The following is a 21895-nucleotide window of genomic DNA, read 5'->3' on the forward strand; positions in this document are numbered from 1 at the left end:
ATCGATAGTCCCGCCCGATCAGCAATCGTACGGAGCCTGGAGACGAGGATAGTCCGGCTTCATTTTTCCGTGACTTGACGGCGGTCAAGAACAGCGGCCCGAACCTGCGGTCTCATGGGCGCGTCAACGGGGCCTGCGGTCCCTTGATCAAGATCAAGACTTCAAGGCAAGGGCGATGGTTGTGGACTTCTTGCGGGGAACACGCGCACTGGTGGTGGGGCTGCTGATCCTGCTGGCCGGTCTCGGCACGGCGGACGCCGCCGAAGCGCTGCTGGCGCGGTATCTCGGCACGGTCCAGCCGGGGGATTTCGCCGCCGGGGCGGACCGCTTCGGCGCCCCCCTGCCGAACGCGCCGCTGGTTCCCGTCTACAAGGGCGACGCGCTGGTCGGCCACGCCTTCCTGACCTCCGACTTCGTGAACACGACCGGCTATTCGGGCCGTCCGATCCATGTGATGGTCGGGCTGGCGCCGGACGGCACGGTGACCGGGGCGAAGCTGGTCGACCATCACGAGCCCATCGTCCTGATCGGCATCCCGCCCGCCAAGGTCAACGCCTTCATCGACGGCTACGTCGGCAAGAACGTGCTGACCCTGGCCTCGCAGAGCGCGTCCAGCCCGCCGGTGGACATCGTGTCCGGCGCCACCGTGACGGTGATGGTGATCGGCGATTCGATCATCCGTTCCGGCAAGAAGGTGCTGCAGGCGCTGGGCGCGCCGGGGGCGGCGGAGGCCGCGCCGACCGTGACCCGCAGCCTCGACCTGTCCAAGACCGGAGTCGAGGCAAAGGACCGGGAAGATTGGGCCACGTTGGTCGGCGACGGCTCGGTGCGCCGCCTGACGCTGACGGTGGGCGAGGTCAACGCCGCCTTCGAGCGCACCGGCAAGGCCGAGGCCGCCGCCCGTCCCGAGGCCGGCGACCCGAACGACGGCTTCATCGACCTCTACGCCGCGCTCGCTACTATTCCCGCCGTCGGCCGCTCCCTGCTGGGCGACGCGGAATACGAGGCGCTGGTGCAGCGGCTGAAGCCGGGCCAGCACGCCATCGTCGTGGCCGGTCAGGGGCGCTATTCCTTCAAGGGCTCGGGCTATGTGCGCGGCGGCATCTTCGACCGTTTCGAGCTGGTCCAGCACGAGGGCGCCATCCGCTTCCGCGACCGTCTGCACAAGCGCCTGGGCTCCCTGGCCGCGGCGGGCGCGCCGGACTTCCCCGAGATCGGCCTGTTCGTCATCCCCGAAGAGGCCGGTTTCAACCCCGCCGACCCCTGGCGCCTGCAACTGCTGGTCCAGCGCGCGACCGCGGCGCTCGACAAGGCCTTCGTCACCTTCGACCTCGGCTACCAGCCGCCGGAGAAGTTCCTGAAGGTCGAGCCGGTGGCCGCTCCTGCCGCTGCCGCGACAGTGGCGCCTGTGTCCGCCGCCCTGGCGGAACCGGACGCGGCCGAGGAGATCCCGCTGTGGCGGCGCATCTGGGAGAACCGGCTGTTCGACATCGCCGTGCTGGCGAGCGCGATCCTGCTGCTGACCGGAATCTTCTTCTTCCAGGATCAGCTCGTGAAGCGCCCGGCCCTCTACGAGCGGGTGCGCATCGGGTTCCTCGTCTTCACGCTGGTCTGGCTCGGCTGGTACGCGACGGCCCAGCTGTCGGTGGTCAACGTGCTGACCTTCGCCAACGCGCTGCGCACCGACTTCCGCTGGGACTATTTCCTGATGGACCCGCTGGTGTTCATCCTGTGGTTCTCGGTCGCCGCGTCGCTGCTGTTCTGGGGCCGGGGCGCCTTCTGCGGCTGGCTGTGCCCGTTCGGCGCGCTGCAGGAGCTAGCCTCCAAGGCCGCCAAGAAGCTCGGCGTCCGTCAGATCGCCGTGCCCTTCGGGCTGCACCAGCGGCTGTGGCCGATCAAGTACATGATCTTCCTGCTGCTGTTCGGCCTGTCGCTGACCTCGTTGGCGACGGCGGAGAAGGCGGCGGAGGTCGAGCCCTTCAAGACCGCGATCATCCTGCATTTCGTCCGCGACTGGTGGTTCGTCCTGTTCGCCGTGGCCCTGATCGCCGCCGGCCTGTTCATCGAGCGCTTCTTCTGCCGCTACCTGTGCCCGCTGGGTGCTGCGCTCGCCATCCCCGGCCGGATGCGGATGTTCGACTGGCTGCGCCGCTACAAGGAATGCGGCAACCCGTGCCGGCGCTGCGCCAACGAGTGCCCGGTCCAGGCGATCCACCCCGACGGCTCGATCAACCCCAACGAATGCATCCAGTGCCTCCACTGCCAGGTGCTCTACCACCACGACCGCAAATGCCCGGTCATGATCCAGAAGCGCCTGAAGCGGGAGCGCCGCGACGCCACCCAATCCACTAGTGCGGTTGCCGAGGCCAAGCCCCGCGCCGCCGTGCTGACCACCGATCCCGCCACCGGGCGCCTGTCCGCCCGGCCGGAAGGACTTTGACCCACCAGGTCGAAACAAGAGCCCCGTAAGGGGACATCGAAGGAGCTGACTCATGTCGGAAACAAAGGCGTCGAACATCAAGGTTGAGCGGACGGGCATGAACCGCCGCGATCTTCTGGGGGGCACCGCCAAGGCGGCGGCGCTGGCCGGGATCGCCGGCGCGGTGGCCGGCGGCACGGCGGGCGGCGCGCTGTTCGGCGCCGGTCCGGCCGAGGCCGCCGGGTCGGGCAACCAGAAGTACGAGGTCAAGCCGGGCGATCTCGACGAATACTACGTCTTCCACTCCGGCGGCCAGTCGGGTGAGCTGCGCATCCTCGGCCTGCCCAGCATGCGCGAGCTGCACCGCATCCCGGTGTTCAACCGTTGCAGCGCCTCCGGCTGGGGGCTGACCAACGAAAGCCGCAAGATCCTGACCGAGGGTCTGACCGAGGAGAACCGGAAGTATCTGGCCAACCACGGCGGCACCTGGCTGAACGGCGACCTGCACCACCCGCACATGTCCTTCACCGACGGCACCTACGACGGGCGCTACATCTTCGTGAACGACAAGGCGAACACCCGCGTCGCCCGCATCCGCTGCGACATCATGAAGGTCGATAAGATCATCGACATTCCGAACGTCTCGGCGATCCACGGCCTGCGTCTGCAGAAGTACCCGCGCACCGGCTACGTCTTCGCGAACGCCGAGCAGCTCGTTCCGATGCCGAACGACGGCAAGAACGTCGATCCGAAGAACTACCGGACGCACTTCTCCGCCATCGACGGCGACAGCATGACGGTGTCGTGGCAGGTCCGGGTGGACGGCAACCTCGACAACACCGAGGCGGACTACCAGGGCAAATACGCCTTCTCGACCTGCTACAACTCCGAAAGCGGCGTGACCACCGCGGAGATGACGGCGAACGAGCAGGACTGGATCGTCATCTTCAACATCAAGCGCATCGAAGAGGCGGTGAAGGCCGGCAAGGTCGAGGTGATGCACGGCGTCCCGGTCGTGGACGGCCGCCACGGTTCGCCCTTCACCCGCTACGTCCCGATCCCCAACAGCCCGCACGGCATCAACGCCGCACCCGACGGCATCCACGTCACCATCAACGGCAAGCTGTCGCCGACGGTGTCGGTGATGGACGTCCGCCTGCTCGACGACCTGTTCGACGACAAGATCAAGCCGCGGGACGTCATCGTGGCCGAGCCGCAACTGGGCCTCGGGCCTCTGCACACCGCCTATGACGGGCGCGGCAACGGCTACACCACGCTGTTCCTCGACAGCCAGATCGTGAAGTGGAACATCGACAAGGCCAAGCGCGCCTACAAGGGCGAGAAGGTCGATCCGATCATCCAGAAGCTGGACGTGCACTATCAGCCGGGTCACACCCACTCCTCCATGGGCCAGACCAAGGACGCCGACGGCAAGTGGCTGATGGTGCTGAACAAGTTCTCCAAGGACCGCTTCCTCAACGTCGGTCCGAGCAAGCCGGAGAACGACCAGCTCATCGACATCTCGGGCGACGAGATGAAGCTGGTTCACGACGGCCCGACCTACGCCGAGCCGCACGACACGCTGATCGTCCACCGCTCCAAGCTGAACCCGAAGAGCGTCTTCACCCGCGACGACCCGATGTGGGAGGAGGCCCGCCAGCAGGCCAAGAAGGACGGCGTCAACCTGGACGACGACGCCAAGGTGATCCGCGAGGGCAACAAGGTCCGCGTCTACATGTGGCAGCGCGCTCCGGCCTACGGGCTTGAGGAGTTCACGGTCCGCCAAGGCGACGAGGTGACGCTCTACATCTCCAACATGGACGATGTGGACGATCTGACCCACGGCTTCACCCTGTCGAACCACGGCATCGCCATGGAGATCGGGCCGCAGCAGACCAGCTCGGTCACCTTCATCGCCGAGCGTCCGGGCGTGCACTGGTACTATTGCCAGTGGTTCTGCCACGCCCTGCACATGGAGATGGGCGGCCGCATGATCGTCGAGCCGCGCGCCACCTGAGGCACCGTTTGCCCCCACCCCAACCCCTCCCCCGCTGACGCAGGGGAGGGGCTCAATTCCCTCCCCTGCGAAGCGGGGGAGGGTCAGGGAGGGGGCAATGGTTCTTCGATTGCAGGATTTCGTAGATGCCCCACCACTCCCCGTTCCCCCTCATCGCCGCGGTGTTCGCCTTCGCCGCCGGGACGGCCTGCGCCGCCACGGTGACGGTGGCGCCGGGCGGGCTGGATGGCGCGCTCGCCGCGGCGGCGCTCGGCGACACGCTCGTCCTCGCCCCTGGCACGCACCCCGGCCCCGTCGTGGTCCGCAAGCCGGTCACGCTGGTCGGCGAGCCGGGAGCCGTCATCGACGGGGGAGGGGCGGGGAACGCCGTGACGGTCTTCGCCCCCGACGTGACCGTGCGGAATGTCGAGGTCCGCAATTCCGGCATCAGCCTGTCCGAGCAGAACACCGGGATCTTCCTGGGCAAGGAGGCGCACCGCGGCGTGATCGAGGGCAACCGGCTGCGCGACAACCTGATCGGCATCTATGTCTGGGGCGCCCACGATGTGATGGTCCAGCGCAACGATGTCATCGGGCGCACCGACCTGCGCCTGTCCGAACGCGGCAACGGCATCCAGCTGTGGAACGCGCCGGGCACGCAGGTGGTGGACAACCGCGTCCAGGACGGGCGCGACGGCATCTTCACCACGACGTCGAAGAAGAACCTGTTCGCCCGCAACCGGTTCGAGCGGGTGCGCTTCGCCGTCCATTACATGTACACGAACGATTCCGAGGTGTCGGACAACCTGTCGGTCGGCAACCATGTCGGCTACGCGATCATGTATTCCAACAACCTCGTGATCCGGAACAACCGCTCGCAGGGCGACCGGGAGCATGGGCTGCTGCTGAACTACGCCAACAGCGCGCTCATCGAGGGCAACGTGATCGACGGCCACCTGTCGCCCGAGCAGGCGGCGCCGGTGGAGGTGGTGGCCGACAAGGACATGCCGGTGGCGACCGACGGCCCGGTGGAGGGCCAGCGCACCGGCACCTGGAAATGCGTCTTCATCTACAACGCCAACAAGAACCGCTTCACCGGCAACCGGTTCGAGGGCTGCGAGATCGGCGTGCACTTCACCGCCGGGTCGGAGCGCAACACGCTGACCGGCAACGCCTTCATCGGCAACCGCACCCAGGTCAAGTATGTCGGGACGCGCCACCTCGACTGGTCGGAGAAGGGGCGCGGCAACCACTGGTCCGACAACGCCGCCTTCGATCTGAACGGCGACGGCATCGCCGACGAGGCCTACCGCCCCAACGACGTCGTCGACCGCGTGATGTGGGCCTATCCGGCGGCGAAGCTGCTGATGAACAGCCCCGGCGTGCAGGTGATCCGCTGGGCGCAGAAGCAGTTCCCGGCGCTGCACCCCGGCGGCGTGATCGACAGCGCCCCTCTGATGAGCCCGCCGCCGCCCCCGGCGCTGCGCCAAACGGCGGAAAGGAACGCCCAATGACCGACACACCGACCATCCGTGTGGAGGGAGTCTCCAAGCGCTACGGCGACGCCTTCGCCGTGCGCGAGGTGGATCTGGACCTCGCCGCCGGAGAATGCGTGGCCATGGTCGGCCACAACGGCGCCGGCAAGAGCTCGCTTATCAAGCTGATGCTCGGGCTGACCACGCCGACCGCCGGCAGCATCCGCGTGCTGGGCGGCGACCCGGCGAGTGCCGCCGCCTCGCACATCCGCCGGCAGGTCGGCTTCCTGCCGGAAAGCGTCGCCTTCCATCCCAGCATGACGGGGCGGGAGACGCTGGACTTCTACGCCCGGCTGAAGCGGGTGCCGCGCGACGGCAACGACGCGCTGTTCGAGCGGGTGGGGCTGGAGCCCGCCGCGGTGAAGCGCCGCGTCGGCACCTATTCGAAGGGCATGCGGCAGCGGCTGGCGCTGGCCCAGGCGCTTCTCGGCGGGCCGAAGGTGCTGTTCCTCGACGAGCCGACGACCGGCCTCGACCCGGCGCTGCGCCAGAGCTTCTACGAGATCGTGCGGAGCTTGCGCGACGCCGGCACCACCGTCCTGCTGTGCAGCCACGCCCTGACCGAGCTGGAGGGGCAGGCCGACCGCGTCGTGGTGATGAACCGCGGGCGCAAGGTCGCCGACGGCTCGCTCGCCACGCTGCGCGGGCTGGCGCAATTGCCGGTGCGCATCCGCCTGACCCTGCCGTCCGGGGAGGTCGTGGAGACGGCCTGCGCCAACGACGACAAGGTGGCGACGCTCCGCCAGATCGCCTGCGAAGGGCCGGAGCTTGCCGACATCGAGGTCGTCCAGCCGAGCCTGGACGAGATGTACGCCCACTTCCTGCGCCGGGAGGCTGCGGAATGAACACGCTTCTGACCATCGCCGCCAAGGAGGTGCGCGACGGCCTGCGCAACCGCTGGGTCGTCGCCACCACGCTGCTGATGGCGGCGTTGGCGCTGACGCTGAGCTTCCTGGGGGCGGCCCCGACCGGCACGGTCGGCGTCGGCCGGGTGGAGGTGACCATCGTCAGCCTGTCCAGCCTGACCATCTTCCTGCTGCCGCTGATCGCGCTGCTGCTGTCCTTCGACGCGGTGGTGGGCGAGATCGACCGCGGCACCATGACGCTGCTGCTGTCCTATCCGGTGGCGCGCTGGCAGGTGCTGATCGGCAAGTTCCTCGGCCACGCCGCGATCATCGCCTTCGCCACCGTGCTGGGCTATGGCGCCGCCGGGGTCGCGCTGGCGATGAGCGGAACCGAGATCGGGCCGGAGAGCTGGCGTGCCTTCGCCGCCATGATCGGGTCGAGCGTCCTGCTGGGTGCGGCCTTCACGGCCATGGGCTATCTCGCCTCCACGCTGGTCCGCGACCGTGGCACCGCGGCGGGCATCGCCGTGGCGATCTGGCTGGTGCTGGTCCTGCTCTACGACATGGCGCTGCTGGGGCTGCTGGTGGCCGACGGCGGCAAGACGGTGAACGCCGGCCTGCTGAACGGGCTGCTGCTCGCCAACCCAGCGGACGCCTTCCGCCTCTTCAACCTGACCGGCTTCAAGAGCGTCAGCCAGTTCGCCGGCACCGCCGGGCTGGCCGCGCAGGTGCAGGTGTCGGCCTCCGTCCTGCTGGCCGTGCTGGCCGGCTGGGTCGCCGCACCGCTGGCGCTGGCCGCCGTCCTCTTTTCCAGAAGGCAGATCTGATGAACACCTCCCTGAGAGCCACGCTGCTGGCCGCCTGCCTGCTGCTGCCGCTGTCCGCCTGCCAGCAGCAGAAGGCGGAGACCGCCCCGCCGCCGCCCGTCGCCATCACCGCCGACGCGATCGGCCATTACTGCGGCATGAACCTCGCCGACCATCCCGGCCCGAAGGGGCAGATCCTGGTCGGCGGGCGCGACCGTCCGGTCTGGCTGTCCTCGGTCCGCGACACCTTCGCCTTCACCATGCTGCCGGAGGAGGAGAAGGACGTCCGCGCCATCTACGTGACTGACGTCGGCCAAGCCGCCGACCCGCGCAAGCCCGACCTGACCGTCTGGATCGAGGCGCGCAAGGCCTGGTACGTGGTGGGCAGCCGCCAGCGCGGCGGCATGGGCGAGGCCGAGCCTTTCCCCTTCGCCGACGAGGCCGCCGCCCGCCGCTTCGCCGCCGACAACGGCGGCACGATCAAGCGCTTCGCCGAGGTGACCGAGGACGAGATCCTCCACCCCACGCTTCCCTCGGAGCAGACCGCCGCGGACGAGCCGGCGGAGCAGGGCGGCAATCATGGTGGCGGCCACGGTTCCGGGCACGGAGGCACGCCATGACCACCCGCCGCCGCTTTCTCGGCATCGCCGCGGTGGCCGCCGGGCTGGCGCTGCTGCCGGGCGGCCTCCGGGCGGCGGGCGTGCCGGTGCGGACGTGGCGCGGCGTCGCGCTGGGGGCGGATTCCGTTCTCCAATTGGCGCACCCGGACCCCACCGAGGCCGACCGGCTGATCGCCCTGTGCCTGGAGGAGGTCGCGCGGCTGGAGCGGGTCTTCAGCCTCTACCGGGCGGATTCGGCGCTGGCCCGCCTCAACCGTGACGGCGTGCTGGAGGCGCCGCCGGCCGATCTGGTCCGGCTGCTGTCCGAGGCCGCGGCCTTCAGCCGCCGCACCGACGGCGCCTTCGACCCGACCGTGCAGCCGCTGTGGCAGCTCTACGCCGGCCATTTCGCCCGCCCCGGCGCCGACCCCGCCGGCCCGCCGGAGGCCGCCGTCCGCGCGGCCAGGGAGTTGGTCGATCACCGCAAGCTCCGCATCGAACCGGGCCGCGTCGCCTTTGCCGGGCGCGGCATGGCGGTGACGCTGAACGGCATCGCCCAGGGCTACGTCACCGACCGCGTGTCCGAACGGCTGCGGGCGGAGGGCATGACCGACGTGCTGGTCGATCTGGGCGAAATCCGCGCGCTCGGCCACCATCCCTCGGGCCGCCCCTGGTCGGTCGGCCTCGCCGATCCGCTGGTTGAGGGCCGCAACGCCGGCACGCTGGAGATCACGGACCGGGCGGTGGCGACGTCGGGCGGCTATGGCACGCCCTTCGACCCCGCCGGGCACTTTACCCACCTGTTCGACCCGGCGACGGGCGGCTGCGCGCGGGAGTGGCTGGCGGTCACCGTGCTCGCCCCCGACGCCACCACCGCCGACGCCCTGTCCACCGCCCTGTCGGTCGCGCCGGAAGCGCGGGCCGCCGTCCTCCTCGACCGTTTTCCGGGCACCGCCGCCCGGCTCACCCGCCGCGACGGCAGCGTCCTCGCGCTGCGCGCCTGACCGTCCTTCACCCAGGAGACCATCGTCATGGGAAGTTTCAGCCTGATGCATTGGGCCATCGTCCTGCTGCTCGTCCTGCTGCTGTTCGGGGCGGGCAAGCTGCCCAAGGTCATGGGCGACCTCGCCAAGGGTGTGAGGTCCTTCAAGGCCGGCCTGAAGGACGATGACGCACCGGTCATGGTGGAAGCGTCGCGCAAGCCCGCCTCCGAATCCTGACCGCGACAGCAGAGCCGGGACGATGAGACAGGGCGCCCTGACGCTGATGCGCGACCTCCCGCTGTTCGAGGGAGTCGCCGACGAGACCTTGGAGGCGCTGACCTACGGGGCGCTTCTCCAGTGGTTCCCGCGCGAGACGCGGCTGTTCGCGGAAGGCGAGATCCCCGACTTCCTGCACATCCTCGTCGAGGGCACGGCGATGCTGGCCGGCTGCGACGAGGCGGGGCAGGAGACGGTGATCGACATCGTGCGCCCCGGCGATTGCTTCGTGCCGGCGGCGGTGCTGGCCGACGCGCCGTACCTGATGTCGGCGCGGACGCTGGAATCGTCGCGGATCCTGATGCTGGCCGCTCCCGTCCTGCGCGCGCAGGTCGCGCGGGATCATGCCCTGGCGCTGCGGGTGATGAGCACTCTGGTCGGGCAGTGCCGCGGTTTGGTGCGTGAGGTCAAGAATCTGAAGCTGCGCACAACGACCCAGCGGCTCGCCGCCTTCATCCTGTCGCAGGTCGATCCGTCGCCTCAGGACGAGGCGGAGGACGGCGCGACGGTCGAATTGCCGGTCAGCAAGCGCGTGCTGGCCAGCCGCCTCGGCATGACGCCGGAGCAGCTGTCCCGCACCTTCACCAAGCTCACCCCCCACCAGCTCCACGTTACCGGCAACACCGTCCGGGTGCGGTCGGTCGAGCAGCTTCGGCGGCACTGCAACGTCGGCCATCCCAACGGTCATCACACCTCATGATCCAGCCCGGGCGGAGCGGGGCCTGACGGTGCCGTTCCGTCCCTTCTTCCTGCTGACGGCGTTCGACGCGCTGCTGGCGGTGGGGCTGTGGGTGCCGACGCTGCTGGGGTGGGACGTGTCCGGCGTGATGGCCGACCCGACGGGGTGGCACGGGCGGGCGCTGCTGTTCGGCACGCTTCCAGCGATGATGGCGGGGTTCCTGCGCACCGCCCTGCCGCGCTGGACCGGACGGCCGCTGGTCGGCGCACGGCTCTGGCCGATCCTCGTGCCGCTCTGGCTGGCGGGACGGGCGCTGTCGCCCTGGGTGGCCATCGGGCACGCGCCGTTCCTCGCCGCGCTGGCCCTTCTCGTGACCGCACAGATCAGCGCCGCGCGGGACCGGCGCAACGCCGTCGTCGCGGCCCTGGTCGGAGCGCTGGCCGGGGCGGCGCTGTGCGACGCCGTTCCGTCCGCCTTGGCGCTGTCGCTCGGGCTGGTCATGGTGCTGGGCGGGCGCATCGCGCCGAGCCTGACCGCAACCCATCTGGGTTTGCCCACAAAATCAAAGCTGTTCACCGAGCGTCCCTGGTTCGAGCGCGCCGCCGCCTTGTCCGCCGCTTGCGCGCTGGCCGGCTGGCTGGACGAACCGGAGTCGGGAACGACGGCCGCCGCAAGCCTTCTCGCCGCTCTGATGCAGACGGCTCGGCTGCTGCAATGGCGGGGCTGGCGGACGCGCGACCGGTCCTCGGTCCTCGCCGTGCACGCCGCCTACGCCTGCGTCCCGCTGGGTTTCGCCGCCGTGGCGGCGTCGCCCGGCATGGCGGTCCATCTCTGGACGGTGGGGGCGCTCGGGCTGATGGGCTTCGCGGTGATGTCGAGCATGATCCGCAAGCACGCCGGCAACGCCTTCGGGCGTTCGGCGGTGGTGACGGGCTGCTACGCGCTCACCGCGCTTACCGTTGCCTTGCGGGCGGTTGCCGCGGTGGCGGGAGAGGATGGCCCGCTGTGGTTGCTGGCTGCGGCCGGCGCCTGGAGCGCGGCGGTTGTCCTGTTCCTGGCCGCCTTCGGCCGCCTTCTCGTCCGCGGCCTCCGTTGAGTAGAAAAAAGCCCACCGGCCGGGAGCCGATGGGCTTGAAGGGGCAGAAAAACGGGAGGGTACTCGTCCAGCGGGACGCAATCGATCAACGATTGTGCGGTTATCCTGGCGGCGGCTTGCCTTCCCATCCTTGACAGCGGTCAAGCCGCCAAGGAAACGCGACGATGTCGTCAGCTGTTCTTTTTCAGATAGGCGATCAGGTCCTTGCGGGCCTGCTCGTTCTTCACGCCGGCGAAGGCCATCTTGTTGCCGGGGACGGCGCCCTTCGGGTCCGCAAGATAGGCGTCGAGCGTCGCCTCGTCCCAGGCGCCGGCGCTCTTCATGGCGTCGGAGTATTTGAAGGTTTCGACGGAGCCGGCCTTGCGGCCGACAACGCCGTGCAGATTGGGTCCGACGCGGTTCGGGCCGCCGGCCTCGATGGTGTGGCAGGCCTTGCACTGGTTGAACACCTTCTCGCCGGCAGCGGCGTCCTGAGCGGCGGCAAGGCCGGGGGAGGACGCGGCCAGCGCGAAGGCGAGCAGGGCAAACATGCGCTTCATAGGGGTTTCCTCGTTCAACGGACTCAAAAGTTTCAGCGGACTCAAACGTCAGCCGGGCCGCGCGGGAGCGGTGGTCCGGCGGACATCGGATGGCGGGCGTGTCAGGCGGCCGGGGCGTCGGCGTAGGCCGCACCCGCCATGTTGTGGAAGAAGCCGTTCTCCAGCGGGACGGCGGTCATGCCGCGCAGTTCCGCCATCGCGTCCTGCCCGCTGCGCTCGCCGTCCAGAACGGCGCGGAAGGCCGTGGCGACGGCGACCATGTCGAGGTCCTGCGGCGACAGGCGGAAACGCCGGATGCCCATCGCCCGCAGGCGGTCGATTTCCGCCGCCAGCGCCAGATAGCCGTGCGACATCGTCTGCGTGCCGTTGACCGACAGGAAGGGCTGGCCGTCGACGGTGCTGACCGGCATGCCGTCCGGATCGTTGGCGCAGACGAACTGGCAGCCGTCCTTGTGGAGCGCGTGCGCCCGCGCGTGGTAGCAGCGGGCGGAGATGGCGAGCGGCGCGCGCCCGAACACCTGCACCTCCATGGACAAGCCGAGCGCCGCCCCCGTCTTCGCCATCACGGCGACCGAGGCGGCGGGAAGCTCCGCCGGCAGCGACACGGCGACGGCGCCGCGCCCGGCCAGCCACGCCAGGGTCGCCTCGTTGTAGCTGTTGATGAAGGGGCCGACGGCGTGGCGGCGCCCCTCCAGCAGGGCCAGCGCGCCCATGTCGTTGGCCTCCACCGGCAGGACGTCGCAGGCCAGCAGGTCGCGCATCGCCGCGCGCTCGCGGTCGCTGCCCACCAGGATCGGGCTGGCAAGCCAGACCTCCTTCCCGGCGGCGGCCAGCCGGGCGATCACCTCGTCCATGACCGGGGCGAGGAAGGGGGCGCGCTTGGAGCAGACGATCTCGCCGACGACGACGGCGTCGACCGGCGCCTCGTCGGCGATGCGGGCGTAGAAATCGCGCCAGCGCTCCGCCGGCCAGTTGAACAGGACGGGGCCAAGGGTCAGGGTGGGTTTCATGAACGCAACTCCTCAGCGCCACGCGCGGGTGTAGGCACCGGTGGTCTGGGCCCCGCCCTCGACCATGGCCTCCAGGTCGAGCGCCGGCACGGGCAGCCCGCGTTCGAAGGCGTCCAGCGCCCGGCGGTAGGCGCCGACCACGGCGGCGATGTAGGCCTTGCCGCGCTGGCGGCCTTCGATCTTCAGGGCGCAGACCTTGGCGGCCTTCAGCTCCGGCAGCAGGGCCAGCGCGTTGAGGCTGGTCGGCTCCTCGAACAGGTAGGCCGGATCGCTGGAGGTGCCGCCGCCGGGCACGAAGCGGCCCTTGCACAGCGTCGGGTAGCCCGCCGGCTCCCCGGCGCCGAAGACGTTGATGGTGAAGCCGCCGAGGCGCGACGCCAGCGCCTCGCCGCGCGGCTCGTAACGCACATGGCTGGCCGGGGAGCAGACGCCCTGCTTGTTGGGCGACAGCCCGGTCGCGTAGGAGGACAGCGAGCAGCGCCCCTCCGCCATCGGGCAGAGGCCGCCGAAGACGAAGACCTCCGTCTCCACGTCGACCTCGGCGTTCAGCCGGGCGATCTCCGGCACCGTCAGCACGCGGGGCAGCACGACCCGCCGCACGCCGAAGGCGTCGCGGTAGAGCCGGATCGCCTCGGCGTTGGCGGCGGAGGCCTGGACGGACAGGTGAAGCCGCAGGTCGGGGTGGTGCTTCGCCGCGTAGTCGAGCAGGCCGAGGTCGGCGAGGATGACCGCGTCCGCCTTCAGCCGCGCGGCGTCGTCCACCGCGCGCTGCCAGGGGGCGAGGTTGCCGGCCTGGGGGTAGGTGTTGATGGCGACGAAGACCTGGACGGACCGCGCGTGGGCGTAGGCGATGGCCTCCGCCAGCTCCGGCCGCGAGAAGTTCAGGCCGGGGAAGTTGCGCGCGTTGGTCTCGTCGCGGAAGCCCAGATAGACGGCGTCGGCGCCCGCGTCCACGGCGGCGCGCAGCGCGGCGGGGTTGCCCGCCGGGCAGATCAGTTCGAAGGACCCCATCCCGTCACGCTCCCTGCCGCGGGCCGGTGAGCCGCCGCTCCAGCATGGTCATGCCCCAGCGCAGCGGCGGCGGGGCGAACCGGCGCGCCGTGGCAAGCAGGTCGAGCGCCCGTCCGGCGTTGCGCCGCGCCACGGGCAGGGCGTGCCGCAGCGGGCCGGCCGCGGCGGCGACGTCGCCGAACAGGTCCATCTCCTCGCCGTCCAGCGTGTTGCGGAGCGCCAGGATCAGCGCGGTGTCGCCTTCGATGGAGAGTTCGCGGCGGAAGAACAGCGCGTCGCCGTCGATGCGCCCTTCCAGCAGGTCGAGAAGCCGCGCGCAGGGGCCGCGCACCGTGGCCTCCGCCTCGGCGGTGCGGTCGCAGACCCGCAGGGCGAGGCCGGGGCCGACGCGGAGCAGCAGGGCGGCGGGCGCGTCCACCGGGTCGATGAGCAGGCGGGCGTCGGGCAGCTCGCCGAGGGCGGCGAAGGCGCGCGGGTGGCGCGCCTCCAGAATCCGCAGCAGCCGGTCGAACAGCAGGCCGCCGGCCCGGTCGCCGAGCCGCCGCGCGAACCCCAGCCCGGCCCGCGTCAGTTGGACTTCGACGTCGCGGGCACGGGGGTCCGGGGCCATCTCATGGGCCTGATCCTGAACCATGAATCCGGGATCGCGCATACGCCTGTCTCCTTCCCTTCGGAATGGTCGTGTGGCGGGCGGAGCCCGCCGGGCTTCGGCAATACAGCCCGGTGGTCATACCATCCTTGATGACGGTCAAGCCCAAGGTCCCGAAACGCCGCCTGGGGCGATCAGCCGCACATGCCGCCGCAGCAGGAGCCGGAGCGCCGGGCGACCAGACGCTCGTAGGGCAGGTGGAGCTGCCCGGCCGGCGGGATGACTCCCTGCATCAGGTCGAGCACCTGCTCCGCGCTGGTGCCCGGCGGGCAGTCGGTGATCTCGCAGACCAGCCCGCCGTCCGCCACGCCGAGCGGCGTCCCGGCGGCGACCGCGCTGGCCTGCCCGCCGCGCCCGATGCGCACCCGCAAGGAGGTCGCCGGGGCGGTGCCGGACTCGGGCCGGCCGATGCGCACCCGCCAGCGCTCCGGCCCGCGCTCCAAATAGGTCCAGCTCACCGCATCGCCGAACAGCGCCTGGATTTGCAGGTGGAGCGGGCGCGGGTCATGGTCGTTGACCAGGACGAAGCCGCGGCCCGGCGCCAGATCCTGCGTGGCCTGGAGGATCAGCGGGTGGCGCTGGTGGGGCGGAATGGACTGGACGTCGATGACCGGCTCGGTCGTGGCGGCCTGTTCGGCGATCTGCATGGGGAGGGTCCGAAGGGTTGTGATGTGCCGGCAAGCCTAAAGTTCTGGTCGTGACGGCTCTTTGTTCCAGCACAAACAGCCAAACTGGGAGCTTGGTCGCAGGCGGGTTGCGGCGCGGCGCGCGGGCGGTCATGGTGTCAGGCAGTGTTTCCGTGACGGCTTCCCGCAGGGGTGGTCGGGCGCGGCCTTTGCCGTAAGGATGGTCCGATGACGCCGCTTTCCCCCGATCCCGCCGTTCTGCGTGGCCTGCGGCTGTTCTCCGGTCTGGACACGGCGGCCTTGGCCGAGATCGTCCGGTCCGCCCACACCCGGCGGATCGGGAAGGGGACCACCATCTTCACCCAGGGGGATCGGGCCACCCTCTGCCACGCGCTGATCGACGGGCGGGTCAAGATCGTCCAGACCGGGGCCGACGGGCAGCAGCTGGTGGTCCGCTACATCGGCGCCGGGGAGATGTTCGGCACGGCGGCGGTCTTCTCGGGCGGCATCTACCCGGCCGACGCGCTCGCCATGGTCGATTGCGTCGGCGTCCACTGGACCGCCGCGACGATGGGCGAGTTGATGGAGCGCTACCCCCGCATCGCGCTGAACGCCCTGGACATCGTCGGCCGCCGCCTGCAGGAGGTGCAGACCCGTCTGCGCGAACTGTCCACCGAGCGGGTGGAGCGGCGGGTCGCCCACGCGCTTCTGCGTCTGGTGCGTCAGGCGGGCCGCCGGGTCGGGAACGGCGTCGAGATCGACTTTCCGCTGTCCCGCCAGGACATCGCGGAGATGACCGGCACCACGCTGCACACGGTGAGCCGCATCCTCAGCGGCTGGGAGGGGCAGGGGATCGTCGAGGGCGGGCGCCAGCAGGTGACGATCCGCCAGCCGCACGCCCTGGTCGCCATCGCCGAAGACCTGCCCAGGCCGGAGAGGCCGGAGGAGAAATAACCGGGGCGGAGCCTTCGCTCCGTTTGCGCGGGCGCAAAGAGACGCGCGTTACGGTGTGCCAGAGTGACGGGATGATCGCCCCGCCATCACACGCCGCCACCGCGGCCTTTCCCTCGTCCTCCGACCTTGTCGAGGATGTGCTGGAGCGCTGGCCGCCGACCATCGCCGTGTTCCTCGCGCACCGGATGGCCTGTCCCGGCTGCCCGATGGCGCGATTCCAGACCATCGCCGAGGTGGCGGACGACTATGGCCTGGACACGGACGCCCTGCTCGCCGACTTCGCCCGGGCCATCGCCGCTGAAAGATAAGGCGCGCCGTGCCCTCAGCCGCGCGCCGCCAGCTCCTCGTGGGTGATGCGCTGGAGCCCGCCCTCGGTGCCGACGACATAGACCTCGTCGGCGTTGCGGATGGTCGCCAGACGGTGGGCGATGACCAGGGTGGTCCGCCCCTCCGCCAGCTCCATCAGCGACTTCTGGATCTCCCGCTCGGTCTGGGTGTCGAGCGCAGAGGTCGCCTCGTCGAGGATCAGGATCGGCGGGTTCTTCAGGAACATGCGGGCGATGGTCAGGCGCTGCTTCTGCCCGCCGGACAGCTTCACGCCGCGCTCCCCGATGATCGTGTCGAGCCCCTCCGGCAGCAAGGCGATCAGCCCGTCGAGATGCGCCCGCCGCGCCGCCTCCATGATCTCCGCGTCGCCGGCGCCGAGACGGCCGTAGGCGATGTTCTCGCGGATCGTGCCGCCGAACAGGAACACATCCTGCTGGACGATGCCGATCTGCCGGCGCAGCGAGGCCAACGTCATGGCGCGGATGTCCAGGCCGTCGATGGTGATGCGCCCCGCCATGACCTCGTAGAAGCGCGGCAGCAGCGAGCAGATCGTCGTCTTGCCGGCACCCGAGGGGCCGACGAAGGCGACGGTGGAGCCGGCCTTGATCGACAGGTCGATGCCCTTCAGCACCGGGCGCGCCGGGTCGTAGCCGAAGGACACGCCCTCGTAGCGGATGTCGCCCTTCAGCGCCGGGGCCGCCACCGCACCGGGCGCGTCGGCGATGTCCGGCTGGGTGTCGAGCAGCTGGGTGTAGCGGCGGAAGCCGGCGATGCCGCGGGGGTAGGTCTCGATGACCGCGTTGATCTTCTCGATCGGGCGGAAGAAGGTGTTGACCAGCAGCAGGAAGGCGAAGAAGCCGCCCTGGGTCAGCTCGCCCACCAGCACGAAATGGGCGCCGGTCAGCATGACGACGATCAGGATCAGCCGCATGCTCATGTAGCTGAGCGTCGTCGAGGCCGCCATGATCTTGTAGGCGGCGAGCTTGGTGGTGCGGTAGCGGTCGTTGTCCTCGGCGAACAGCTTGCGCTCATGGTCCTCGTTGGTGAAGGCCTGGACCACGCGCATGCCGCCGACATTCTCCTCGATGCGGACGTTGAAGTCGCCGACGCGGGAATAGAGCGCCTGCCAGTTCTTCGTCATCCGCCCGCCGTAGCGGCTGGTCACGAAGGCGATCACCGGGACGATGGCCGCGGTGATCAGCGCCAGCGGCAGATGCACGACGGCCATCAGCGTGAAGGCGCCGACGAAGGTCATCACCGCGATCAGCAGGTCCTCCGGGCCGTGGTGCGCCACCTCGCCGATCTCGTCCAGGTCGCGGGTGACCCGCCCGACGAGATGGCCCGTCTTGTTGTTGTCGTAGAAGCTGAAGGAGAGCTTCTGCAGATGGTCGAAGCTCTTGCGGCGCATCTCTGTCTCGATGTTCACGCCGAGCATGTGGCCCCAGTAGGTCACGATGGCCATCAGACCGCCGTTCGCCATGTAGATCGCCAGCAGCGCCACCGTGGCGGCGACGATCAGCGGCCAGTCCTGGGTCGGCAGGAGCTGGTCGACGAAGGCGCGCACGGCCATCGGGAACCCCAGCTCCAGCAGGCCCGACAGGACGGCGCATACGATGTCGAGCACCAGCAGGCCGGTGAAGGGACGGTAGTAGGAGAGGAAACGGCGGAGCATGGCTCTTCTCATTGCGGAACGACGGAAAGGGTCAGGCAACGTCAATGGCTGCGGGCGTCGGAGCGGCCGAGCAGCCAGACCAGATAGGGGCCGGCGAGCAGTGCGGCAAAAAGACCAAGGGGCAATTGATAGGGGAAAGCGACGGTGCGGGCCAGCCAATCCGACACCACCATCAGCCCGGCGCCGGTCAGGACGGCCCCGATCCCCTGGTGGAGCGCGCGGCCCAGCCCGGCCAGCCGGGTGAGGTGCGGCGCGATCAGGCCGATGAAGCTCAGCGGCCCGACGAACAGCGCCGCCGCCGCGGTCAGCAGCCCGGCCAGCAGCACCAGCAGGATGCGGCAGCGCCGCACCGGCAACCCGACGGACCGCGCCGTCACGTCGCCCAGCGGCAGGACCTCCAGCCATTTGGCGGTCAGTGGCAAGATTGCCAGAAGAAGCGCCGCCGCCCCGATGCAGAACCAGGCGTCGCCCGGCCCGGCCTCGTTGGTCGAGCCGCTCAGCCAGCGCAGCAGCGTGAAGGCCTGCGGCGAGCCGGTGGCGATGACCGCGGTCAGGACGGCGCTGCACAGGGCGCTCATGGCGATCCCGGCGAGCAGGAGCCGCTCCGGTCCGAAGCCGGCGCGCAGCGACAGGGCGAGCATGGCGGCCAGCGTCAGCACCGCTCCCGCCGCCGACGCGGCGAGTTGCAGGCCGAAGCCGGGGGCCGCGACGAGGAACAGCGCGGCGGTCAGCCCGACGCCGGCGCCGGTGCCGACGCCGAGGATCTCCGGGCTGGCCAGCGGGTTGGCGGTCACCCGCTGCAGCAGCATCCCGGCGGCGGCCAGCATCGCCCCCGCCGCCGCCGCGACCGCCACGCGCGGACCGCGCCAGCCCAGCAACGTGTCGAGCAGCGGGCCGGTGGACAGCGTCCAGCCGCCCGGCCCGTAGCCGACCGTGAGCGCGAGGCCCACGGCAACGGCGCCGAGAGCGGCGAACAGGACGATCAGCCGGTACGGGTGCGGGCTGCGCCGCGACGGCGCGGGACGGCTGTTCAGCGACGGCCATTCGAACATGCGCAGGCGCGGCAGCAGCCAGAGCAGCAGCGGGCCGCCGAGCAGCGCCGTCGCCGCCCCGGTCGGCACCCGCTCCCCGTCCACCCCGGCGAGGAGCTGCACCAGCCCGTCGGTCAGCCAGAGCAGGAGCGCGCCGATCAGCGGGGCGGCGACCAGCCTCTGGCCCTGGGTCCGCGCGCCGCTGAGATGCGCCAGCGCCGGGGCGGCCAGACCGACGAAGCCGATCACCCCGACCTCCGCCGTCACGCTGGCCGCCAGCCAGACCGCGACCCCGATGACGCCGAAGCGCGTGGCGTTGAGGGCGACGCCGAGGCTGCGGGCGCTGGCGTCGTCCAGCCCGAGGATGGCCAGCGGGCGCATCAGCAGAAAGGCGGCTCCGACGCCGATCGCCAGACGGACGGCGATGGTCAGCGTCGGGCCCCAGCTCTGCTGGGCCAGCGCCCCGCCGCCCCAGAGGAAGATGGAGAAGAGGTATTCGCCGTTGGCGAGGATCAGCGCGGCGCTGCCCATCGTCGCGGTCAGGGCGACCATCATGCCGGCCAGCATGACGGCCACCGGTTCCAGCCCGCGCCGCCACGTCATGGCGAGGATCAGCCCGACCGCCGCCAGCCCGCCGGCCAGCGCCACCCCCTCCCGCGCGCCGTCCATCAGTGCCGGGGCGTAGAGCATCCCCAGCGTCAGGGCGAGCTGGGCGCCCGCCGACACGCCGAGCGTCGAGGGCTCGGCGAGCGGGTTGCGCAGCACGCGCTGGAGCAGCAGCCCCGACAGCCCGAGCGCCGCCCCGGCGACCAGCGCCACCGCGATGCGCGGCAGCACGCTGTGGTAAAGGATGACGCCGTCCAGCGCCGCCATGTCCGGCGGCAGGGGCACGGCGGGTGCGGCGGCGTGCCCGGCGATCTGCCGGATCGACAGAAAGGCGGCGGCCAGCGCCAGCCCGCTCCACAGCAGGATGCGGTTGACTCCCGCGCGCTCAGCCATGGCGGACGGTCTCCGGCCGCAGCAGGGCGGCGGTGACGAGGCGGGCGAAACGCAGGGCGGCCGGAAGCCCGCCGAAATGGTTCACCGGCCCGATCACGCTCACGCGCTGGTTCCGCACCATCGGCAGGGCCTGCCACAGGGCGCTGTCGTCCAGCCCCCGCACCACGTCGGACGGCAGCGGCGGAACGACGACGGTGATGGCGTCCGGCATCCGGGCCAGCGCCTCGATCCCCAGTGGCGCCGCGGCGCTGTAGCTCGATTGCGAGGCCCAGGCGTTGCGCAGTCCCAACCGCTGGAGCACCGCGCCGAACATGCTGTCGTCGCCGAAGGCGCGGACATGGCGGGCGTCGCCGAAGTTGATCGCCAGCACCGGGCGGCGGACGGCGCCGCGCAGGGACTCGCCCAGCCGGGCGATCTCCGCCTCCGCCCCGGCGACGAAGGCGCGGGCCTCCGCCTCGCGGCCCAGCGCCCGGCCGAGGGTCCGCGCCGCTTCGGCGGCGAGCGGGTAGGGCGGAACGCCCGGCCGGTAGATCGGCAGCGACAGGGTTTCCGCCACCCGCTCCAGGCTGGCCCGCTGGCCCTCGTAATAGTTGGAGGTGAGGATAAGGTCCGGCTCGGCCAGCGTCAGCGCCTCGTAATTCGGCGTGCCGCGCAGGCCGAGGTCGATCACCGACTCCGGAACCTCCGGCTCGACGACGACCTTGCGGAACTGGATCAGTTCGGTCGCGGCGACCGGCACGATGCCCAGCGCCAGCGCCGTTTCCAGTCCCGCCCAATCGATGGCGGCGACCCGCCGTCCGGCCGCGGCCTGCCCGAGGCTGGGCAGCAGCACCGCTCCGGCGGCGAGGCCCAGCGCGTGGCGGCGGGTGATGGTGGCCCGCCCCGTCACAGCACGCAACCGATCGGCTTGCCGGTCACCGGGTGTGGGACGGTCGTCATGGCGAGGCGGTAGATGGCGCCCAGCGTCTCGCCGGTCATGATGGCGTCGGGCGTGCCCTGGGCGATCAGCGCGCCGTTGCGCATCGCCAGGATTTCGTCGCAGACGCTGGCCGCCATGTTGATGTCGTGCAGCACGATGACCGCGCCGATGCCGCGCGCCCGGCTCAGCCGGCGCACCAGCCCCAGCAATTCCACTTGGCTGGCGATGTCCAGCGCCGAGGTCGGCTCGTCGAGCAGCAGGCAGCGCGTGTCCTGGGCGAGCATCATCGCCAGCCAGACGCGCTGCCGCTCGCCGCCCGACAGGCTGTCGACCAGCCGGTCGGCGAAGGCGTCGAGGTGGGTTTCGGCGATGGCCTCCGCCACCTTGGCGGCGTCCTCCGCCCCGAAGCGGCCGAGCGCGCCGTGCCAGGGGAAGCGGCCGAGCGCCACCAGCTCCCGCACCGTCATGCCCTCGGCGGGCGGGGTGAATTGCGGCATGTAGGCGACGGTGCGCGCGAAGTCGCGGTCGCCGATCCGCGCGAGGTCCGTCCCCAGGCAGCGGATGCTTCCGCCGCTTGGCGGCTGCTGGCGGGCCAGCAGGCGGATCAGCGTGCTCTTTCCCGACCCGTTGGGACCGACCAGCCCATAGATCAGCCCCGGATCCAGCCGGAGCGACAGCCCCGACAGGATCGCCCGTCCGGCAACGGAGAAACTCAGGCCGTCAAGGTCGTAGAGGGGTTGGGTCTGGTCCGGGCTGGTCATCGGTCTTTCTGGATGTTCCTATGAATTTCCCTCTCCCGCCCCGGGAGAGGGAAGGGACCCGCGCAACGCGCGGGAAGGGTGAGGGTACCGCCAAGGATAGTTGATTGATCCTCGGTTTTACCCTCACCCGCCCGCTGCGCGGGCACCCTCTCCCGGGACGGGA

General features: G+C 70.6%; 21 protein-coding genes. 12 read left to right on the forward strand and 9 right to left on the reverse strand.

Annotated elements, in window-relative coordinates; all coding sequences use genetic code 11:
* Window positions 1-175: 175 nt before the first annotated feature.
* From D3869_RS31585 to D3869_RS31630, 10 genes are all read left to right on the forward strand, one after another.
* On the forward strand, window positions 176-2440 hold the full coding sequence (locus D3869_RS31585; protein ID WP_137143537.1) for a NosR/NirI family protein: 2265 nt from the start codon (window positions 176-178) through the stop codon (window positions 2438-2440).
* Window positions 2441-2492: 52 nt separating this feature from the next.
* The gene (nosZ, locus tag D3869_RS31590) at window positions 2493-4436 is read left to right on the forward strand and encodes a TAT-dependent nitrous-oxide reductase (RefSeq protein WP_137143538.1); all 1944 of its coding nucleotides are present in this window, start codon (window positions 2493-2495) and stop codon (window positions 4434-4436) included.
* 125 nt (window positions 4437-4561) lie between these two features.
* Complete coding sequence (locus D3869_RS31595) at window positions 4562-5929, forward strand: nitrous oxide reductase family maturation protein NosD (RefSeq protein WP_137143539.1); 1368 nt, start codon at window positions 4562-4564, stop codon at window positions 5927-5929.
* Window positions 5926-6795, forward strand: coding sequence for an ABC transporter ATP-binding protein (locus D3869_RS31600; protein ID WP_137143540.1), 870 nt, complete (start codon window positions 5926-5928; stop codon window positions 6793-6795). The genes D3869_RS31595 and D3869_RS31600 overlap by 4 nt, the downstream gene beginning before the upstream one ends.
* Window positions 6792-7622, forward strand: a complete 831-nt coding sequence (locus tag D3869_RS31605; protein WP_040137444.1) for an ABC transporter permease — start codon at window positions 6792-6794, stop codon at window positions 7620-7622. The genes D3869_RS31600 and D3869_RS31605 overlap by 4 nt, the downstream gene beginning before the upstream one ends.
* Complete coding sequence (locus D3869_RS31610) at window positions 7622-8221, forward strand: nitrous oxide reductase accessory protein NosL (protein WP_137143541.1); 600 nt, start codon at window positions 7622-7624, stop codon at window positions 8219-8221. The genes D3869_RS31605 and D3869_RS31610 overlap by 1 nt, the downstream gene beginning before the upstream one ends.
* Complete coding sequence (locus D3869_RS31615; protein WP_137143542.1) at window positions 8218-9204, forward strand: FAD:protein FMN transferase; 987 nt, start codon at window positions 8218-8220, stop codon at window positions 9202-9204. Before D3869_RS31610 ends, D3869_RS31615 begins: the two co-directional genes overlap by 4 nt.
* 27 nt (window positions 9205-9231) lie before the next feature.
* Window positions 9232-9420 (forward strand): twin-arginine translocase TatA/TatE family subunit, encoded by a 189-nt coding sequence (locus tag D3869_RS31620; RefSeq protein ID WP_137143543.1) that lies wholly within the window; start codon window positions 9232-9234, stop codon window positions 9418-9420.
* A gap of 22 nt (window positions 9421-9442) precedes the next feature.
* The gene (locus tag D3869_RS31625) at window positions 9443-10159 is read left to right on the forward strand and encodes a cyclic nucleotide-binding domain-containing protein (RefSeq protein WP_137143544.1); all 717 of its coding nucleotides are present in this window, start codon (window positions 9443-9445) and stop codon (window positions 10157-10159) included.
* 28 nt (window positions 10160-10187) lie between these two features.
* A complete protein-coding gene (locus tag D3869_RS31630; protein WP_137143545.1) occupies window positions 10188-11234 on the forward strand; it encodes an NnrS family protein in 1047 nt (348 codons plus the stop codon).
* A 170-nt stretch (window positions 11235-11404) separates the two neighbouring features.
* Here D3869_RS31630 and D3869_RS31635 read toward each other — a convergent pair whose 3' ends face one another.
* The 5 genes from D3869_RS31635 to D3869_RS31655 form a co-directional block, all read right to left on the reverse strand.
* A complete protein-coding gene (locus D3869_RS31635; protein ID WP_137143546.1) occupies window positions 11405-11773 on the reverse strand; it encodes a c-type cytochrome in 369 nt (122 codons plus the stop codon).
* 101 nt (window positions 11774-11874) lie between these two features.
* Window positions 11875-12783: a ubiquinone anaerobic biosynthesis protein UbiV gene (ubiV, locus tag D3869_RS31640; protein WP_137143547.1), complete on the reverse strand. Its 909-nt coding sequence runs from the start codon at window positions 12781-12783 to the stop codon at window positions 11875-11877.
* 12 nt (window positions 12784-12795) lie between these two features.
* Window positions 12796-13794, reverse strand: coding sequence for a ubiquinone anaerobic biosynthesis protein UbiU (ubiU, locus tag D3869_RS31645; RefSeq protein WP_137143548.1), 999 nt, complete (start codon window positions 13792-13794; stop codon window positions 12796-12798).
* Between the two features lie 4 nt (window positions 13795-13798).
* On the reverse strand, window positions 13799-14446 hold the full coding sequence (ubiT, locus tag D3869_RS31650) for a ubiquinone anaerobic biosynthesis accessory factor UbiT (RefSeq protein WP_137143549.1): 648 nt from the start codon (window positions 14444-14446) through the stop codon (window positions 13799-13801).
* Window positions 14447-14577: 131 nt separating this feature from the next.
* Window positions 14578-15090, reverse strand: coding sequence for a DUF2249 domain-containing protein (locus tag D3869_RS31655; protein WP_137143550.1), 513 nt, complete (start codon window positions 15088-15090; stop codon window positions 14578-14580).
* A 207-nt stretch (window positions 15091-15297) separates the two neighbouring features.
* On the opposite strand from D3869_RS31655, the gene D3869_RS31660 reads away from it, so the two are divergent.
* The gene (locus D3869_RS31660) at window positions 15298-16023 is read left to right on the forward strand and encodes a Crp/Fnr family transcriptional regulator (protein WP_137143551.1); all 726 of its coding nucleotides are present in this window, start codon (window positions 15298-15300) and stop codon (window positions 16021-16023) included.
* 71 nt (window positions 16024-16094) lie between these two features.
* On the forward strand, window positions 16095-16331 hold the full coding sequence (locus D3869_RS31665; RefSeq protein ID WP_137143552.1) for a DUF1858 domain-containing protein: 237 nt from the start codon (window positions 16095-16097) through the stop codon (window positions 16329-16331).
* A gap of 14 nt (window positions 16332-16345) precedes the next feature.
* Here the strand turns inward: D3869_RS31665 and D3869_RS31670 are convergent, their stop codons facing one another.
* From D3869_RS31670 to D3869_RS31685, 4 genes are read right to left on the reverse strand one after another with little or no spacing between them, the layout of a single operon-like run.
* On the reverse strand, window positions 16346-18022 hold the full coding sequence (locus D3869_RS31670; protein ID WP_137143553.1) for an ABC transporter ATP-binding protein: 1677 nt from the start codon (window positions 18020-18022) through the stop codon (window positions 16346-16348).
* 41 nt (window positions 18023-18063) lie between these two features.
* Complete coding sequence (gene fhuB, locus D3869_RS31675) at window positions 18064-20052, reverse strand: Fe(3+)-hydroxamate ABC transporter permease FhuB (RefSeq protein ID WP_137143554.1); 1989 nt, start codon at window positions 20050-20052, stop codon at window positions 18064-18066.
* Window positions 20045-20941, reverse strand: a complete 897-nt coding sequence (locus tag D3869_RS31680; RefSeq protein ID WP_137143555.1) for an iron-siderophore ABC transporter substrate-binding protein — start codon at window positions 20939-20941, stop codon at window positions 20045-20047. Before D3869_RS31680 ends, fhuB begins: the two co-directional genes overlap by 8 nt.
* A complete protein-coding gene (locus tag D3869_RS31685; RefSeq protein ID WP_137143556.1) occupies window positions 20938-21732 on the reverse strand; it encodes an ABC transporter ATP-binding protein in 795 nt (264 codons plus the stop codon). Before D3869_RS31685 ends, D3869_RS31680 begins: the two co-directional genes overlap by 4 nt.
* Between the last annotated feature and the right edge of the window lie 163 nt (window positions 21733-21895).

The sequence above is a fragment of the Azospirillum brasilense genome (assembly GCF_005222205.1).
Taxonomy (GTDB): Bacteria; Pseudomonadota; Alphaproteobacteria; order Azospirillales; family Azospirillaceae; genus Azospirillum; species Azospirillum brasilense_G.

Excerpts from the sequence above, each read along its gene's own strand:
- D3869_RS31665 (WP_137143552.1), top strand. The coding sequence starts at position 16,095 with ATGATCGCCCCGCCATCACACGCCGCCACCGCGGCCTTTCCCTCGTCC.
- D3869_RS31610 (WP_137143541.1), top strand. The coding sequence starts at position 7,622 with ATGAACACCTCCCTGAGAGCCACGCTGCTGGCCGCCTGCCTGCTGCTG.
- D3869_RS31595 (WP_137143539.1), top strand. The coding sequence starts at position 4,562 with ATGCCCCACCACTCCCCGTTCCCCCTCATCGCCGCGGTGTTCGCCTTC.
- fhuB (WP_137143554.1), bottom strand. The coding sequence starts at position 20,052 with ATGGCTGAGCGCGCGGGAGTCAACCGCATCCTGCTGTGGAGCGGGCTG.
- D3869_RS31620 (WP_137143543.1), top strand. The coding sequence starts at position 9,232 with ATGGGAAGTTTCAGCCTGATGCATTGGGCCATCGTCCTGCTGCTCGTC.
- D3869_RS31605 (WP_040137444.1), top strand. The coding sequence starts at position 6,792 with ATGAACACGCTTCTGACCATCGCCGCCAAGGAGGTGCGCGACGGCCTG.
- D3869_RS31615 (WP_137143542.1), top strand. The coding sequence starts at position 8,218 with ATGACCACCCGCCGCCGCTTTCTCGGCATCGCCGCGGTGGCCGCCGGG.
- ubiU (WP_137143548.1), bottom strand. The coding sequence starts at position 13,794 with ATGGGGTCCTTCGAACTGATCTGCCCGGCGGGCAACCCCGCCGCGCTG.
- D3869_RS31655 (WP_137143550.1), bottom strand. The coding sequence starts at position 15,090 with ATGCAGATCGCCGAACAGGCCGCCACGACCGAGCCGGTCATCGACGTC.
- D3869_RS31600 (WP_137143540.1), top strand. The coding sequence starts at position 5,926 with ATGACCGACACACCGACCATCCGTGTGGAGGGAGTCTCCAAGCGCTAC.
- ubiT (WP_137143549.1), bottom strand. The coding sequence starts at position 14,446 with ATGCGCGATCCCGGATTCATGGTTCAGGATCAGGCCCATGAGATGGCC.
- D3869_RS31635 (WP_137143546.1), bottom strand. The coding sequence starts at position 11,773 with ATGAAGCGCATGTTTGCCCTGCTCGCCTTCGCGCTGGCCGCGTCCTCC.
- D3869_RS31670 (WP_137143553.1), bottom strand. The coding sequence starts at position 18,022 with ATGCTCCGCCGTTTCCTCTCCTACTACCGTCCCTTCACCGGCCTGCTG.
- D3869_RS31625 (WP_137143544.1), top strand. The coding sequence starts at position 9,443 with ATGAGACAGGGCGCCCTGACGCTGATGCGCGACCTCCCGCTGTTCGAG.
- nosZ (WP_137143538.1), top strand. The coding sequence starts at position 2,493 with ATGTCGGAAACAAAGGCGTCGAACATCAAGGTTGAGCGGACGGGCATG.
- ubiV (WP_137143547.1), bottom strand. The coding sequence starts at position 12,783 with ATGAAACCCACCCTGACCCTTGGCCCCGTCCTGTTCAACTGGCCGGCG.
- D3869_RS31660 (WP_137143551.1), top strand. The coding sequence starts at position 15,298 with ATGACGCCGCTTTCCCCCGATCCCGCCGTTCTGCGTGGCCTGCGGCTG.
- D3869_RS31685 (WP_137143556.1), bottom strand. The coding sequence starts at position 21,732 with ATGACCAGCCCGGACCAGACCCAACCCCTCTACGACCTTGACGGCCTG.
- D3869_RS31585 (WP_137143537.1), top strand. The coding sequence starts at position 176 with ATGGTTGTGGACTTCTTGCGGGGAACACGCGCACTGGTGGTGGGGCTG.